The 14,217-nt window shown below is 40.3% G+C and carries 21 protein-coding genes; 19 read left to right on the plus strand and 2 right to left on the minus strand.

The features are described from left to right. Positions 1-8 precede the first annotated feature (8 nt). From BV11031_RS03030 to BV11031_RS03055, 6 genes are all read left to right on the plus strand, one after another. Entirely contained in the window at positions 9-782 is a 774-nt protein-coding gene (locus tag BV11031_RS03030; RefSeq protein ID WP_010329609.1) for a phage replication protein O, read from the plus strand. Then, positions 775-1,131, plus strand: a complete 357-nt coding sequence (locus BV11031_RS03035) for a replicative helicase loader/inhibitor (RefSeq protein WP_010329610.1) — start codon at positions 775-777, stop codon at positions 1,129-1,131. Before BV11031_RS03030 ends, BV11031_RS03035 begins: the two co-directional genes overlap by 8 nt. Next, positions 1,132-2,460 carry a replicative DNA helicase gene (gene dnaB / locus BV11031_RS03040; protein ID WP_010329611.1) on the plus strand — a complete coding sequence of 443 codons (1,329 nt, stop codon included), beginning with the start codon at positions 1,132-1,134 and terminating at the stop codon, positions 2,458-2,460. Continuing rightward, entirely contained in the window at positions 2,450-2,662 is a 213-nt protein-coding gene (locus BV11031_RS03045; RefSeq protein WP_010329612.1) for a hypothetical protein, read from the plus strand. Before dnaB ends, BV11031_RS03045 begins: the two co-directional genes overlap by 11 nt. Beyond that, entirely contained in the window at positions 2,659-2,859 is a 201-nt protein-coding gene (locus tag BV11031_RS03050) for an XtrA/YqaO family protein (RefSeq protein WP_010329613.1), read from the plus strand. Before BV11031_RS03045 ends, BV11031_RS03050 begins: the two co-directional genes overlap by 4 nt. A gap of 98 nt (positions 2,860-2,957) precedes the next feature. Then, on the plus strand, positions 2,958-3,419 hold the full coding sequence (locus BV11031_RS03055; protein WP_010329614.1) for an ArpU family phage packaging/lysis transcriptional regulator: 462 nt from the start codon (positions 2,958-2,960) through the stop codon (positions 3,417-3,419). A 423-nt stretch (positions 3,420-3,842) separates the two neighbouring features. On the opposite strand, the gene BV11031_RS03060 is transcribed toward BV11031_RS03055, so the two are convergent. Both BV11031_RS03060 and BV11031_RS03065 read right to left on the minus strand, forming a co-directional pair. Further along, on the minus strand, positions 3,843-4,259 hold the full coding sequence (locus BV11031_RS03060; protein ID WP_010329615.1) for a type II toxin-antitoxin system HicB family antitoxin: 417 nt from the start codon (positions 4,257-4,259) through the stop codon (positions 3,843-3,845). Between the two features lie 69 nt (positions 4,260-4,328). Continuing rightward, the gene (locus tag BV11031_RS03065) at positions 4,329-4,511 is read right to left on the minus strand and encodes a type II toxin-antitoxin system HicA family toxin (protein WP_010329616.1); all 183 of its coding nucleotides are present in this window, start codon (positions 4,509-4,511) and stop codon (positions 4,329-4,331) included. A gap of 134 nt (positions 4,512-4,645) precedes the next feature. On the opposite strand from BV11031_RS03065, the gene BV11031_RS03070 reads away from it, so the two are divergent. From BV11031_RS03070 to gp17, 13 genes are all read left to right on the plus strand, one after another. After that, positions 4,646-5,449 carry a TIR domain-containing protein gene (locus tag BV11031_RS03070; RefSeq protein ID WP_010329617.1) on the plus strand — a complete coding sequence of 268 codons (804 nt, stop codon included), beginning with the start codon at positions 4,646-4,648 and terminating at the stop codon, positions 5,447-5,449. A gap of 545 nt (positions 5,450-5,994) precedes the next feature. Next, positions 5,995-6,660, plus strand: a complete 666-nt coding sequence (locus tag BV11031_RS03080; protein WP_010329619.1) for a hypothetical protein — start codon at positions 5,995-5,997, stop codon at positions 6,658-6,660. A 190-nt stretch (positions 6,661-6,850) separates the two neighbouring features. Continuing rightward, entirely contained in the window at positions 6,851-7,336 is a 486-nt protein-coding gene (locus tag BV11031_RS03085) for a phage terminase small subunit P27 family (RefSeq protein ID WP_010329620.1), read from the plus strand. Continuing rightward, positions 7,326-9,065 carry a terminase large subunit gene (locus BV11031_RS03090; protein ID WP_010329621.1) on the plus strand — a complete coding sequence of 580 codons (1,740 nt, stop codon included), beginning with the start codon at positions 7,326-7,328 and terminating at the stop codon, positions 9,063-9,065. The genes BV11031_RS03085 and BV11031_RS03090 overlap by 11 nt, the downstream gene beginning before the upstream one ends. A gap of 16 nt (positions 9,066-9,081) precedes the next feature. Next, positions 9,082-9,288, plus strand: a complete 207-nt coding sequence (locus BV11031_RS03095) for a hypothetical protein (protein WP_010329622.1) — start codon at positions 9,082-9,084, stop codon at positions 9,286-9,288. A 4-nt stretch (positions 9,289-9,292) separates the two neighbouring features. After that, positions 9,293-10,519 carry a phage portal protein gene (locus BV11031_RS03100; protein WP_010329623.1) on the plus strand — a complete coding sequence of 409 codons (1,227 nt, stop codon included), beginning with the start codon at positions 9,293-9,295 and terminating at the stop codon, positions 10,517-10,519. Further along, positions 10,512-11,108 (plus strand): HK97 family phage prohead protease, encoded by a 597-nt coding sequence (locus BV11031_RS03105; RefSeq protein ID WP_010329624.1) that lies wholly within the window; start codon positions 10,512-10,514, stop codon positions 11,106-11,108. The genes BV11031_RS03100 and BV11031_RS03105 overlap by 8 nt, the downstream gene beginning before the upstream one ends. Positions 11,109-11,156: 48 nt before the next feature. After that, positions 11,157-12,362, plus strand: coding sequence for a phage major capsid protein (locus BV11031_RS03110; protein WP_010329625.1), 1,206 nt, complete (start codon positions 11,157-11,159; stop codon positions 12,360-12,362). A 26-nt stretch (positions 12,363-12,388) separates the two neighbouring features. Next, positions 12,389-12,763, plus strand: coding sequence for a collagen-like protein (locus tag BV11031_RS03115; protein ID WP_010329626.1), 375 nt, complete (start codon positions 12,389-12,391; stop codon positions 12,761-12,763). 54 nt (positions 12,764-12,817) lie between these two features. Continuing rightward, entirely contained in the window at positions 12,818-13,111 is a 294-nt protein-coding gene (locus tag BV11031_RS03120) for a head-tail connector protein (RefSeq protein ID WP_010329627.1), read from the plus strand. Then, positions 13,101-13,427: a phage head closure protein gene (locus tag BV11031_RS03125; protein WP_010329628.1), complete on the plus strand. Its 327-nt coding sequence runs from the start codon at positions 13,101-13,103 to the stop codon at positions 13,425-13,427. The genes BV11031_RS03120 and BV11031_RS03125 overlap by 11 nt, the downstream gene beginning before the upstream one ends. Next, positions 13,427-13,810, plus strand: coding sequence for an HK97-gp10 family putative phage morphogenesis protein (locus BV11031_RS03130; protein WP_010329629.1), 384 nt, complete (start codon positions 13,427-13,429; stop codon positions 13,808-13,810). Before BV11031_RS03125 ends, BV11031_RS03130 begins: the two co-directional genes overlap by 1 nt. Beyond that, entirely contained in the window at positions 13,807-14,214 is a 408-nt protein-coding gene (gene gp17, locus BV11031_RS03135) for a tail completion protein gp17 (protein ID WP_010329630.1), read from the plus strand. The genes BV11031_RS03130 and gp17 overlap by 4 nt, the downstream gene beginning before the upstream one ends. The last annotated feature ends 3 nt before the right edge of the window (positions 14,215-14,217 follow it).

The following is a 14,217-nucleotide window of genomic DNA, read 5'->3' on the forward strand; positions in this document are numbered from 1 at the left end:
TGATTCTAATGATTGGTTGGATAAAGCTTCATAGGAGTGTTCAAGATCACTGGATTTATCAAGAGAAAAGGAAGTTTTCTAAATATGAAGCTTGGCTCGATTTACTCATGATGGCCAGTCATAAAGATAATAAATTCGTTCTAGGAAACGAGCTTTACGAGGTTAAGAGAGGTCAATTCATTTCCTCAATTCGTAAACTTGGTGAGCGTTGGTCATGGTCTAATACCAAGGTAACGCAATTTCTTGACCTGTTACGGAAAGATGAAATGATTGATTTCAAAAAAGACACCAAAAAAACGCTTATAACTATTGTCAATTATGGGGTTTACCATGATTCCGATGAAGAAAAAAAGACAGTGATCGAACACGAAAACGACACGAAAGCGACACAAAAACACACAATCAAGAATGAAAAGAATGTAAAGAATGAAAAGAATATAAATACTTCTCGTCTCAAATATGAAATTTGCGACATGGAGAATGCGGAATTTTTGTTTGAAGAAATTCTCAAAAATAATCCTGATGCTAAAAAGCCCAATCTTGAAAAATGGGCAAATGAATTTAGGTTAATCCGAGAAAGAGATAAACGGACAGACAAACAAATCAAATACTTAATTAAGTGGTCACAACAGGACAGCTTTTGGAGAACCAATATCCTAAGTCCATCCAGCCTTCGAAAACAGTTTGATAGGCTTGTGACCAAGATTAAGAGCGATAAAGAACAGGAGACAGCAAAGAGAACTGTTATACCTAAAGGAGAGGAGTTTAATTTGGATGATTAAAAAACAAACCTTTGAAATCATGTCTCTTATCAAACAATATTTTGATCACTTTGAGATTACACAAGATAAGATTGATTCTTGGCATGAGCTTTTACAAGAAGCTGTATACGAGGAAGTACGCCGCAATCTAATCAACTTTTGCCGATTGAATAAGTTTCCGCCGAAGGTTGCGGACTTGTTGAATGCAAAGCCTGCAACAGTTGACCGGATGAATGCTATTCCCTCTGTAGAGGAAACAAAAGAGTATTTTGCGAAAATGGCTGCTCCTAACGAGCTAACAGATCAAGAGCGGGCATCCATAGAGAAATCAAAAGCAGAAATCAGACGAATGCTTGGGATCGGTGATTAAATGGACACGAAACATTTTTTATACAATATAGATGCGGAGCAGTCCTTTCTAGGGTCGCTCCTTTTAGAGCCTGAACTAATAAAAGACACCCGCATTAGACCGCTCCATTTATCACAGTTCAAACATAGAAATCTATTAGCTGCGATGATTGAACTAGATTCTAAAGGGATCCCGATAGATTTGGTTGCAATCGTCGAGCAAGTAGGACGTGACAACATCGGTAGCGTTGGCGGGCACAAATATTTATCCGACTTAACCGAGTCTGTGCCGACTACCGCCAATATTTCTTTTTACGAAAAGCTTATATTTGAGTATTGGCAAAAAAGAGAAATGAGTAAGATCGCGGAGGAAATTAAGCAAAATGCCGCTCATGAAGATGTGTCCTCAACTATTCAAACGAGCATATCCAATTTAATGCGCTTAGAAGACGCTACAGGCGATGAAGAGGACGGGGCAATACAAAGTGACCTGTTAGACATTTACGAGGAGCTGGCGACCCCAAAAGGCGAAATTACGGGTATGCGAAGCGGCTTTGCAGAGCTAGATCGAATGACGTCGGGTTTTCAAAAACAAGAATTAGTTATTATTGCCGCTCGGCCATCTGTCGGGAAAACTGCTTTTTGCTTAAACGTTGCGGCTAATTTTATGGGTAGTTCATTAAATCAATATAGCGGCGGCGCAGTGGGTATTTTCTCTCTTGAAATGTCACGTAAGCAGCTTCTAAAAAGAATGGCTTCAATTCTTGGAAATATAAATGCAGATGCGATGCGTACGGGGAATTTGACAGCGAATGACTGGAACAAGCTTTCACAAGCAAATGGTATTCTTGGTTCTGCTGATATAAGAATATTTGACCGCCCAGGCGTCACAGTAAACGAAATATGGTCAAAGGCAAGGAAAATGAAACGGGAGTATGCCGGCAAGGATATCTTGATCATTATTGATTATTTGCAGCTGATTACAGGATCAGCAAAACACAGGGGGAACAGAACACAGGAAATAGGCGAAATAAGCCGCATGCTCAAGCATATGGCCCGAGAGTTAGACATTTGTGTTGTTGCTCTTAGTCAGCTTTCAAGGGGCGTTGAACAGCGGCAGGATAAGCGTCCAATGATGTCTGATATTAGGGAATCAGGACAAATCGAGCAGGATGCGGATGTCATTGGGTTTCTTTATCGGGATGATTATTATGACAAGGAAAGCGAAAGTAAAAACATAATTGAAATCATTATTGCAAAACAGAGAAACGGTCCTGTTGGTACTGTCTCACTGGCGTTCATTAAAGAATACGGTTTGTTCCTGAATCTGGAGCGTAGGTTTGACAGTTAGAGATTGGTATCGAGAAGCGCTGCGGCATAATTATTATTCTCTCATTCTGCTGATAGAGTTTTTGGTTTATGAGAAGAAAACCATAAAGCTGCAGGATCCGGAACAGGCGCTTAATTTTTATTTGCAGGAAAGATTTAAGGATAAAATGAACGCTTATTTGTTGGCATATGAGCAGCGGGTTAAAAGGAGGGAAACGGTTTGAGATTAATCAATTTAGACCATATAATTGAAAGAGATAAACTTGTCATAGACACGAAACAGCATGATTGTTTTGCGGTAATTCTATCCAATGGAGCTGCGAGGATGGTCCCACTCCCCACATATGGGGAAACAAAGATCATTACAAATCAAGGCAAGGTTACCCGCGTTAAATGGGACGAGGGTGAATTGTTTAAGTGAATAAATGTCCAAGACGGAAAGCCTGCGGACACTGAACCTACAGCAATAGCGCTGTTTGTTCGGTGTCCTTTTTTATTTTGAATAATCAGGAGGTAAATATGAATCAAATTACATTAAACCTGCCTCAGATTGATGAAGAAGCCACTAAAGCAAAAGCAGAGCAGCTGCTGGATCAATACCGGTTATATCTCTTGCAGGTGCCAGATGATTTTTTACCAAAGGTTACACCAGCTTATAGCATTGTTCTGCCGAGTATTACGAATGAATTTCATTCATCGACAGAAGAGGCAGCATTAAAACGTCTTGATTGGGAGATTCAGCGTGATAAATTTCTAAAAAGGATTCAAAGGGCTGTTAACCGGCTTACTCAAAGAGAACGGCAGATCATTGTCATGCTCTATATGCAGCCGGAAGAATTGTGTGATTATGAAGTTTATACGGAAATGAATATGAGTCATCGCAACTATTACCGAGTGAAGGCAAAAGCTTTCTACAGACTAGCGTTTGCTCTAAGAGAAGAAGTGTACAAGAAGAGGCAGGAAAGTACTTCTTTTTGCTAGAAATGAATGTTAGAAAATGGAGAAAATGATATTATCGTGTTACAGGAGGTGATCCGAATGAGTAGAGGTGCTGGATCAAAGAAAGAACAAAAAGGTATGGTTTGATAACTTTTACAATCACGTATTAGGAGGTGAACAGTTATGAGCAGAGGTGCAACAGGTTCACGTTTAGATCAAAAAGGCATGTATTGAGATTTGTAAAAAGGATGTGTTTCTTTTGAGCAGAGGAATGACAGTAAAATAAGTATGGCACAAATTTGGCACTTTAACGGCACACTATTTTTTAAAAAATAAGGTATTATGGTAATAGGTAATAAATTAAAAGCACTCTCCCAATAGGGCGGGTGCTTTTTCTGTAAAAAAAGAGCAACCAATAGGCTGCTCACTTTGCTCTTTACATAAGTTTACAATTAAAGTTAAAAATTAAGACCTTGGATTTTTATAAAGTCCAAGATGTTCTTTAATTGCATCTTGAAGTAGATGAGAATAATTGATCTTATGCTCTTTTGCAATCTCATCCATCCAACGTGGAATTGTTAATGTTTTCTTAACTGCTGCGTTTTCCATTTCATGACGGAAAGGCGGCATCCAGGTTTCAATTAGTACGATGCATTGACTATCTTCAGTTTTAATTTTCTTGGTCGGTGTTGCTGCAGGAATCTCGTCAGCATCTTGCTCAAGTCCATATAGATGTAATGCCATTGCTTCTTTTGCCATGGTAAGAGCTTCTTCATCTGTATTGCCGCACGTTATGCAACCTGGTAAATCAGGAAATGTAACTGTGATTCCGTCATCGTCATAATCGAAAAGGGCTGGATAGATGTAACGATCTTTTTTCATTTGATGCAAAACCCCTTTTTCATTTTATTATATCATTATTTATTTCATTAACTCCTTTGGCAAGGAGGGCTATTCTAGCCCTGCCTGCTCAAGGATTGATTTTACTGTTCTTTTTGGTAAGTCTTTCTTTGGATGTGGGATAGTCACAAGTCCTTTTTTATGAGGATGTCTAAACTGATGATGACTGCCTTTTACTCGGACTTCGTACCATCCATCATTTTTAATTAGCTTTATTATTTCTCTGGAACTCATTAGATGTTTACCATCTCCTTTCTATAACTTTATTATAACACGTATAAAAATACGTATCAATATTTTTGCGTGAATAAATACAACAGTTTCTTTTTTTGTAAAATTCATTCATAATATCCCTTGGGGGGATAAAAATGACAATACCTAAAGATGAAAAAATAAAAATATTAAATGATTTAATAGAAAAAACTGATTCATTAAAGTTTAACGATGGGGGACGTCTGGACGAGTTACTAAAAGAAAGTGAAATGATAATTAAAAATATCTGTGAAAATTCTTCAGAGTATATAAGTTCTTTAAAATCAGCATCATTTTATCTCTCTTTCTTCCCTTCAGAAAGAGCTGATATGATTAGGCAGTGGCAGAGGGGACAAGAACAATTAACAAATTTATTTAATACAATAAAAAAAGAAATTCAGCTTTTTGAAGATAGAGAACCAATAGATAGTATTGATGAAGTTATTGAAGCAAAAACAAACAGTATTTTTATTGTCCATGGACGGGACGATCTTATGAAACTTGAAGTAGCTAGGGCTTTAGAGACTTTAAAATTAAATCCTATTATATTACACGAGCAACCTAACGATGGTTTAACTATTATTGAAAAGTTTGAACAGAGAAGCGTAGATTGTCAATTTGCAATTGTTTTAATGTCACCTGATGATATGGGTTATCTTAGAGGAAAAGAAAAATCAAAGCAATTTCGAGCAAGACAAAATGTGATTCTTGAATTAGGGTATTTTATCGGGAAATTGGGTAGGAAAAATGTTATGACATTAGTTAAAGATGACCCTTCTGGAAGTTTAGAGATTCCTAATGACTTTGCAGGCGTTGTTTATACAAACTTTGATAGTGGTGGAGGATGGAAACTTCAAATAGCTAAGCAGTTAGCATCTTGCGGATATCAAATTGATGCTAATGTTTTATTACGTAATTAAGGCACCTTGTTAGGTGCTTTTTTATATTCTCTGTAAACTGCTTCCGGTAAATCTCAGGATAGACAATTGGCGGTTAACGGCTTGAGTGCGGGGGCAGTTTAGAAAGAATAAATAGGGGGTGATAGTCCTGCCGTTAAAAAGATGTAATGCGCCAGCCTGCCTCAACTATGTGGACTGGACACAGCGCTATTGTGAGAAGCACAAGGGCTATGCTGACAAGCAATACAACAAAGATGTGAGGTACAACAGGGAGAACAATGGGCTCTATTCCTATTATCATTCGAGAGAGTGGAAGCTTCTCCGAGAACAAAAGCTTAGAGAAAGTAACTATCATTGTGCCGTCTGTGCCTCACAGGGACGTTTAAATAAGTCTCATAGATTAGTAGTCCATCATAAGTTTAAAGAGCTTAGAGACGTTTTAAACGACGATCAGGCACGTAACGATTTAAATAATCTTGAGGTACTGTGTCAGTATCATCATAACCAGATTACATTTGGGTTCCGATAGAATATAATTGGGAGAAAGGGCAAAAGGTGGAATGGTTATGAGAAATATTGAAGAAATTAGGTTTAAGTTGTTTATAAGTGACCAGCTACAAACATTTAAAGAATATGCGGAGTTTGTTGAGAGTAATTTAAGAAGAGAACTCAATGAATATGATGAGTTGTTTAAAAATTATAATATGGAAGCAGATGATTTTCTGGATTGGCATTATGATGAAATAAGTCAATATCGTGATCACTTTCCTTCTATAATGAGAAACTCTTTATTCATTAGCATCTATTCTTTTCTAGAAGATAAGATTATTGATCTATGTAATCAGACTGACGAAACTGGTATCGAATTAGATGATCTAAGAGGGGATGGTATTAAAAGAGCATCTTTGTTTATCAAGAAAGTTAAGAAAGAGAACTTTCCTGACGACACAAAGGAATGGCACTTTATTCAAAATGCCAATAAAATAAGAAATTGCCTAGTTCATTGCGGTGGTGATATAGATAAAGCTAAAAAACCAAACAAGGTAAGGAATGCTGTAAATGAATTAAAGAATGTTACAGAAGGCATTCATAATAATATATTATTAAATGAAAATTTTTGTACTGAATTTATTGATGTAGTAGAGAAATTTTTATGTGATCTTTATAGAATAAATAGTGAAATATTGAAGTCCCCCCTACTTTTTACGGGCCCCAAAAATAAAAGTTTTTAGAATCGGCGCCCCCTCAACTTTGTAAAAAATGTTGAAATGAAATTTTGAAATTTGCTATTCAGGCCGGATTTTGAATACTGAAATATTACGCGCGATCCCTTATTCCATATGAGTTGATCGGCTTTTTTGTCGTTCGCTGATTTTACCGAAATTTATGTGAGGTATTTTGGACGAAAGGTGGTGGTTTTGATTGGCGAGACGAAAACAATTAGCGGAAACGTTAAAAGGACAAATTACCAACGAAGAGCGGGAAGAGCGTCTGCAGCAGGAAGAAAAACTGAAAGATTTTTCGCCCTTGCAAGAAAAGCCACCATACTGGTTGTCCACTATGGCGAAGAATGAATGGCGGCGCATCTACCCGCACATTATCAATTTGCCAATTTCTGAATTAGATTCGACATTGCTTGCGATCTATTGCAACAGCTATGCACAGTATCGAGAAGCGATGGCCGATATAGCCAAAGACGGCCAAGTCATGTTTGAAAAAAACAGCCGGGGTGAGACGGTTAAAAAGAAAAATCCATCTGTGGACATAATGAACAGCATGTCTAAAGAGATCCGGGGTATTGCCGGCCAGCTTGGTCTGTCTCTGGATTCACGTCTACGAATCGTGGGCCTCGACAGCGACAGCGAGGAAGATGATGAGTTTGGAGCAATGGCGATAGATGACGATTGAACATCTTGACCCCGGCACGCTTTACGCGAAAAAGGTTGTCAGCGGAGAAATAACGGCATGTAAGAAAGTCATAAAAGCCTGTCAGCGTCACCTGAGAGATTTGGAAAGAGCAGCTGACCCGTCTTATGAATATGAATATGAATACAGACCAGAAAAGGCAAAAAAGGTCATTAAGTTTCTTGAGATGCTGCCAGATATATCAACGGGAAAGCCCACAAAGCTGGCTTTGTTTCAAAAGTTCATTGTGTACATGCTCTATGCTTGGAGGAATAAAGAGACCGGCTTCCGGCGATTCACCAAAGCGTATATAAGCATGGCGAGAAAGGGCGGTAAATCTGTACTCGTTGCGGGTCTATCACTATACGAGTTGATTTACGGCGAAGCACCTAAGTTTGACAGGCAAATTTATGCGACAGCTAATTCAAGAGGCCAGGCGAAAACCGTCTTTAAAATGATTTCGATGCAGCTTAAAAAGATACGAAGTAAATCGAAATTCATGAGGAAATGGACAAAGATTATACAAAATGAAATCCGGTACCTGAAAGATGACTGCGTCATTATGCCTTTATCGAGGGATACCGATAACTTGGACAGCTTGAACGTTCTTATTGGAATTCTCGACGAGTACCACACAGCGTCCAACACGAAAATGATGGAAGTCCTTGAGTCTTCCCAAGGTCAGCAGGACCAGGGCCTTATCTTAATCATTAGTACAGCCGGCTTTAAGCTGAACGGCCCCATGTATTCGCAAGAGTATCCTTATGTTGACGATATTCTAAGTGGTCGTAAGGAAAACGAAAACTATTTTGCGATTGTCTATGAACAGGATGACGAAGAGGAAATTTACGACGAAAGCACTTGGATAAAAAGCAATCCACTACTTGAGGTGGAGGGGCTACAAAAGAAAATCTTGAAAAACCTCCGCAAGAAATTGAAGGAGGCTCTTGATAAAGATGATCTAAACGGTACACTCGTAAAAAACTTTAATATATGGCAGTCTGCTTCCTCTGAAAGCTTTATCAACGGGAACGATTGGAAAAAGCGCGGTGTGGATGCTGCGCCTGACATTACAGGGAAGCCGGTTTACATAGGGATTGATTTATCACGAACAGATGATTTATCAGCCCTTGGCTTCATTTATCCGTTAGAGGATGAAAATGAGACATTTTATGTGGACAGTCACTCGTTTGTTGGAACAAAAGGTGGACTGGATAATAAAATTGAGCGTGACAAACTGGACTATCGTACTCTCGCGAAAGCCGGATACTGCACAATTACGGACAAAAAATCCGGAATCATTAATCTGCAGCAGGTTGTGGATTATATGATCAATCATATTAAAGAATTTGATTTACAAGTAAAGGGAATCTTCTTTGACCCTTACAATATCTCTTTATTCTTAAATGAAATTGAGAAATATGGCTATGAAGATGTGCTGATTGAAGTTCGTCAAGGTCCTCGCACATTATCTGAACCAACAAAAGATTTTCGTTTGAATGTATTCGACGGAAAAATCATACACAGCAAGAACCCATTACTTGATACGGCGATGCACAATGCAATGCTGAAAAAAGTGAATGATACGATTCAAATTGACAAAGCGCTATACAGGGAAAAGATTGACCCTGCAGCGGCAATGATGAACGCACACACGGGCGCTATGTACCATTACAAACAAGAGGAATTTGATTGGAACTCTTATTACGAAAGCGAAGAATTTACTCTTTAGGGAAGGAGGGGGCGCCATGAAAATCGGAAAAATAAATACCTTTTTGTTGGGAGTATGTCAGTTTATTAAGTTGAACTTGCATACTCTTTTATTTTTGGCAGGCTTGTTTGTTATCAGCTATGGGGTTTTCATTCTCCATCCAGTAGCCGGCTTTATTGTGGCAGGTCTTTTTCTCGTTCTTATTGCCTTCTTACTGAATCCAAAAGAAGAGGAAGGGAGGTGATTAAGTGGCATTCTTTCGATCGTTAGATAAGCAGAGCCCAGGAGCACGAGAGTTCAATGAAATTATTGTTGGTTTGGACGGCCTGTCTTACACGTCTGTAAGTGCAATAAAAAACAGCGATGTGTTCACTGCGATTCTTACACTATCTTCTGATATTGCGGCGTCTCCAATTATGGTTTCTCATAATGGTGTAGAAGAAAAGAACTCTGATCTATTCAGGCTGCTGAATGAGAAACCCAATGATTATTATTCGGGGTACTTTTTCAAATTCATTCTTGTGGCTAACGCACTAATGAATGGACAATCATACGCCGAAATCATCCGGGACAAAGAAGGAACGCCCTTGGAGCTTATCCATATGCGGAACAGTGAAGTCTATGCCGAGCAGCTGCAGGACCGGAATGAAATACTGTACCGGTATTATCCGTCTGGCGGCAAAGAAAGAGTCTTGAAGCCAGAAAACGTCCTGCACATTAAATTTTTCAGCCTGGACGGTATAACGGGGATGAGCCCTCTTTCCAGTCTAAAGCATGAGATTGAAAGCCAAGAGGCTGGAAAACGGCTTGTTACGGATTTTTTTAGAAGAGGCGTCAATTTAAGCGGTATTGTCAACATGAAAAAAGGTCATTTGTCTCCTCAAGCAAAGGACAAGATTCGTGATGAATTTGAAAAAGCAAACTCAGGGATAAAAAATCAGCAGCGCGTGGTTGTGCTCGACGAAAATATGGAGTTCAGCCAGTTAGAAATTAATACGAAAGTGCTTGAGGTTGTTAATAATTACACGCATTCAACAAAGCAGATCGCCAAAGTGTTTGGACTGCCCGCCCATAAGCTGGGTATTGAACAAGTCAATACATCGCTGGAACAAGCTAACCTGGACTATCTGACAAATACATTATCAAACTATTTCACGGCCATTGCCTCAGAACTGAATTTCAAAATGCTGCCGTATCCTTTAAACCTACAGCTGAAATTTCAATTCGACACACGGCGATTTAGAGAAACAGACGCGAAAACAAAGCGTGAGAACGTTATTGCCTTGCTGCAAAACGGTATTTTCTCTCTCAATAATGCCCTGGCTGAGTATGGTTACGAGCCAATACCAAACGGGGACAACCGTTACATGAGTTTAAACTATGTGAACATTGATTTGATGGACGAGATTCAGAAAGCAAAAGCAAAGAGCCTGCCGATCTCGTCAGCAGGTGAAGGAGGTGAGGGGAATGTCTAAGGAAGTAGAAATTAGAACGTCGCAGGAAGGGGCTTTAAAAGCTCATTCAGACGATGACGGTCCAAAAGTGATTAGTGGTTATGCTTTAAAGTTCGGCACCCGCAGCCACAATTTGGGCGGCTTTATTGAAATGATTGATAATAGGGCTCTGGATCAGACAGACATGAGCGATGTGCGGGCATTAATTGATCATGACCCGTCCAAGATTCTCGGGCGTACGTCTGCCGGCACGCTTAAGCTTGAAGTTGATGACATCGGCTTAAGATTCGATGTTACTTTACCGAATACACAGTACGCAACAGATTTATACGAAAATCTGCGGGTTGGTAATATCTCAAATTGTTCTTTCGGCTTCATGCTGGGGAAGGATGGAGACAGTTTTACTCGTGACCAGGAAACCGGCTTGCCGTTGCGGAGCTTGAGAAACATTTCAAAGCTTACAGATGTGTCAGTCGTTACTTATCCGGCTTATGAAGACACTGACGTAACAATTGCCAAACGGAATTTACAGCAGTACGAGGAAAGAAACCGGAATCCAGAAAAAGAAAAGCTGCTGCTGCAGCTGGATCTATTAAAAATGGGATTGTAAAAGCACTCGAAAACCGGGTGCTTATTTTATTTGAAAAGGAGCAAACACATGTTAACTGAAAAAATTAAGGAATTACGATCACAGATTATTAAAAAACAAACGGCCATTAATACAAAAATCACAGATGCCCAAAAACGAGCAGAGGAAGACAAGCTGGACGAAGCTACAGCTCTGAAAGGTGAAATTACCTCCTTGAAAGAAGAGCTTGACGGTCTGCAGAAAAAGCTTGCGGAGTATGAAGAGTTAGCAGGACTTAAACCGGAGAACCAAGCACCAGCTGGGGGTAAAGAAGAAGATGACGAGGAGAAAAGATCAATGCATGGCGGTGGCTTCCGTACAATCATAAAACCAGCTAAGACAGAAGAGGTAAGAGCTTTTGAAGAGTTTCTACGTTCTAAAGGAGAACAGAGGGACGGGTTGAAATCTGATGGCGCTGAGGCGATTATTCCAATTGATGTAATTACTAAGCCACAACAGGAACCGGAAGATGTTGTGGATCTTGCCGCAATTGTTAATAACGTGAACGTAACAACTGCCTCTGGTAGTTATCCGGTACTAGCAAACGCTGATACGGGTCTAGTTTCTGTGGCGGAATTAGAGAAAAATCCTGAATTGGCCAAACCTAAGTTCAATAAAGTACCTTGGACCGTAGAAACATATCGCGGTCATCTGCCTATTTCTCAGGAGGCTATTGATGATTCGGGTGTGGATTTGACTGCTATTGTGGCAAATCATCTGCAGCAGGTTAAACGTATCACGAAAAATACAAAAGTGGCGGAGGTTCTGCGATCATTCCCAGCCAAATCAGTGACAGGTACAGACGAAATCAAACGCATTTTAAATGTTGATTTAAAGCAAGCTTACGCCAGAAATATTGTTGCGACTGCATCAGCGTTTCAATTCCTTGATACGTTGAAAGATAAAAACGGCCAGTACATTTTACGTCAGGACATTTCTACGCCAACAGGAAAGATGCTGCTTGGTAGTCAGGTCAATGTTGTAGACGATACTGTTTTAGGCGAGAAAGCCGGCGACGCGGTTATGTTTATCGGAGACTTGAAAAAAGCCGTCTTCTTCGCAAATCGTGTGGAGGCTACGGCTAAATGGGTTGAGAATGACGTTTACGGTCAAGTCCTTTCCCTGGCAGTTCGTTTCGATGTGAAAAAAGCTGATGAGAAAGCCGGCTACTTTGTCACTATTAATCAAACGACAACTAGCACAGAAGACCAGTCAGCGGTAGACGTAGGTCAATAAAAAATAATTGAAAAGGATGATTGAAAATGGCGGAAGAATTCCTAAATAAAAGTGGAAACGTTTGGACAGCATCGGAGATGGACACGGACGGTAAACCGACAACACGGGTTTACCTTGGCGGAAACAGTGAAGAAAATCCTTTATTTATTAAGGGAATGCAGGGAGAACAAGGTCCAGCAGGTCCTAAAGGCGATCCGGGAGAACAGGGACCCAAAGGAGACACGGGCCCACAAGGTCCTCAAGGAAAGACAGGCGCCCAGGGTCCTCAGGGTGAAGCTGGTCCGCAAGGTCCTAAAGGAGACAAGGGCGATTCAGGTAAAGACGGCTTTGGGACGGAAGAGCAATACAATGAACTTGTTTCACGCATTGAAGCCTTGGAAAAAGCAGCACAAGCAAAATAATGACGTAATGGGACGCATACCGGCGTCCCTTTTTGTTTGTAAAGGAGTGTTGGAATGACGCTTGAAGAATTAAAGCTTGCGATGCGTATAGATCACAATTTTGATGATGGGTTTATCCAGCGGCTGAAAGATGCTGCGGAAGAATATATAAAAGATGCCGTAACGCTTTCGCCAAACAGGGATGCTTTCTTTCAAAACAACCCTAAATTTGATACAGCTGTCATGTTCCTGGTCGGTGCCTGGTATGAACAGCGCGTATCCTCAATGGACAAAGCGTTGCAAGAAATACCTTTCGGCGTAACAAACTTTATTCAGCAATTCAGAGGGGCGTATACAGATGGAATTTAGCCGGCTCAATACACGCATCACTTTTGTTACACGAAAGAACGGGAAGGACCCGGAAACCAGGGAGAACATTGAGGTAAATGAGCCCTTATTTTCTTGCTGGGCTGAGATAAGAGAACAGAAGTTAAGAGAAAAGCTCACGACAGCTGGCACCTTTTTAGAAAACAGCCTTACGTTCATTATTCGCTATCAGCAAGTTAAGAAGGCGACCAATAACATGCACGTTCTTCATGATGATGAGCTTTATGAAATAAAAGACATTCTCCCAAACTCTCAGGATAAAAACCTGATCAATGTGTTTGCGGAGAAGGTGAGCTGATGGCGCGACAAGATGACGGAATCGCCGGCATAGAAAAAGAGCTCGATAAGCTTGCTAGAAAAAATACCAAGGCAGCCAAAACAGCCGTGCAGGCAGGCGCTCAGGTATTTGCTGAGGCTTTGGAACGTAACACACCCCCAGGCAGAGACAGTAGCCACAAGATGCACATGAAAGATAACGTGGTGTATTCAAAGGCGAAGGAAGACGGGGAGATATATGCAAGTGTGGGTTATGGAAAAGAAACAGCATCCCGCCTGCACTTCTCTAACTTTGGAACGATCAAGCAGCCCCCGCAGCATTTCATTGAGAGGACATCAAACGAAATGGAGCAGACGGTTTTACAGATCGTGCAGCAAGTTTACATGAGGGAGCTGGGACTATGATGCTTCCCATTCAGGAAGTCGAAAAGCTTTTAAGTGAAAACGAAAAACTTACTTCTCTTGTGGACAGTGACCGGATATTCCTGGTCTTTGTTCCAGAAGAAGATCAGGACATAGAAAAGGCCCCAATGATTCGCATTAACGAGCTTGAGAGCCGCAGAAAAGACTATACAGACGACAAGGCCCAAACCTTTGAGGTTGATATCCAAATAGATTTATGGACCAAAACAATAAAGGATGCTCAGGCTATTCAGCCAGTGATTGATCAGATCATGGCAGAGAACGATTATAAGCAATATGCGTCAGCCTTTGACCGTGACCCAGATATTGCTTTGTATCGGTACGCTCGGAGATACGGGGCCACGAAATTAATTGATATTCAAAAAATAAACATAGAAAAGGAATGATAT

This window comes from Bacillus vallismortis (genome assembly GCF_004116955.1).
GTDB lineage: Bacteria > Bacillota > Bacilli > Bacillales > Bacillaceae > Bacillus > Bacillus vallismortis.

Excerpts from the sequence above, each read along its gene's own strand:
- BV11031_RS03030 (WP_010329609.1), top strand. The coding sequence starts at position 9 with ATGATTGGTTGGATAAAGCTTCATAGGAGTGTTCAAGATCACTGGATT.
- BV11031_RS03035 (WP_010329610.1), top strand. The coding sequence starts at position 775 with ATGATTAAAAAACAAACCTTTGAAATCATGTCTCTTATCAAACAATAT.
- dnaB (WP_010329611.1), top strand. The coding sequence starts at position 1,132 with ATGGACACGAAACATTTTTTATACAATATAGATGCGGAGCAGTCCTTT.
- BV11031_RS03055 (WP_010329614.1), top strand. The coding sequence starts at position 2,958 with ATGAATCAAATTACATTAAACCTGCCTCAGATTGATGAAGAAGCCACT.
- BV11031_RS03060 (WP_010329615.1), bottom strand. The coding sequence starts at position 4,259 with ATGAAAAAAGATCGTTACATCTATCCAGCCCTTTTCGATTATGACGAT.
- BV11031_RS03065 (WP_010329616.1), bottom strand. The coding sequence starts at position 4,511 with ATGAGTTCCAGAGAAATAATAAAGCTAATTAAAAATGATGGATGGTAC.
- BV11031_RS03070 (WP_010329617.1), top strand. The coding sequence starts at position 4,646 with ATGACAATACCTAAAGATGAAAAAATAAAAATATTAAATGATTTAATA.
- BV11031_RS03080 (WP_010329619.1), top strand. The coding sequence starts at position 5,995 with ATGAGAAATATTGAAGAAATTAGGTTTAAGTTGTTTATAAGTGACCAG.
- BV11031_RS03090 (WP_010329621.1), top strand. The coding sequence starts at position 7,326 with ATGACGATTGAACATCTTGACCCCGGCACGCTTTACGCGAAAAAGGTT.
- BV11031_RS03095 (WP_010329622.1), top strand. The coding sequence starts at position 9,082 with ATGAAAATCGGAAAAATAAATACCTTTTTGTTGGGAGTATGTCAGTTT.
- BV11031_RS03105 (WP_010329624.1), top strand. The coding sequence starts at position 10,512 with ATGTCTAAGGAAGTAGAAATTAGAACGTCGCAGGAAGGGGCTTTAAAA.
- BV11031_RS03110 (WP_010329625.1), top strand. The coding sequence starts at position 11,157 with ATGTTAACTGAAAAAATTAAGGAATTACGATCACAGATTATTAAAAAA.
- BV11031_RS03115 (WP_010329626.1), top strand. The coding sequence starts at position 12,389 with ATGGCGGAAGAATTCCTAAATAAAAGTGGAAACGTTTGGACAGCATCG.
- BV11031_RS03120 (WP_010329627.1), top strand. The coding sequence starts at position 12,818 with ATGACGCTTGAAGAATTAAAGCTTGCGATGCGTATAGATCACAATTTT.
- BV11031_RS03125 (WP_010329628.1), top strand. The coding sequence starts at position 13,101 with ATGGAATTTAGCCGGCTCAATACACGCATCACTTTTGTTACACGAAAG.
- BV11031_RS03130 (WP_010329629.1), top strand. The coding sequence starts at position 13,427 with ATGGCGCGACAAGATGACGGAATCGCCGGCATAGAAAAAGAGCTCGAT.
- gp17 (WP_010329630.1), top strand. The coding sequence starts at position 13,807 with ATGATGCTTCCCATTCAGGAAGTCGAAAAGCTTTTAAGTGAAAACGAA.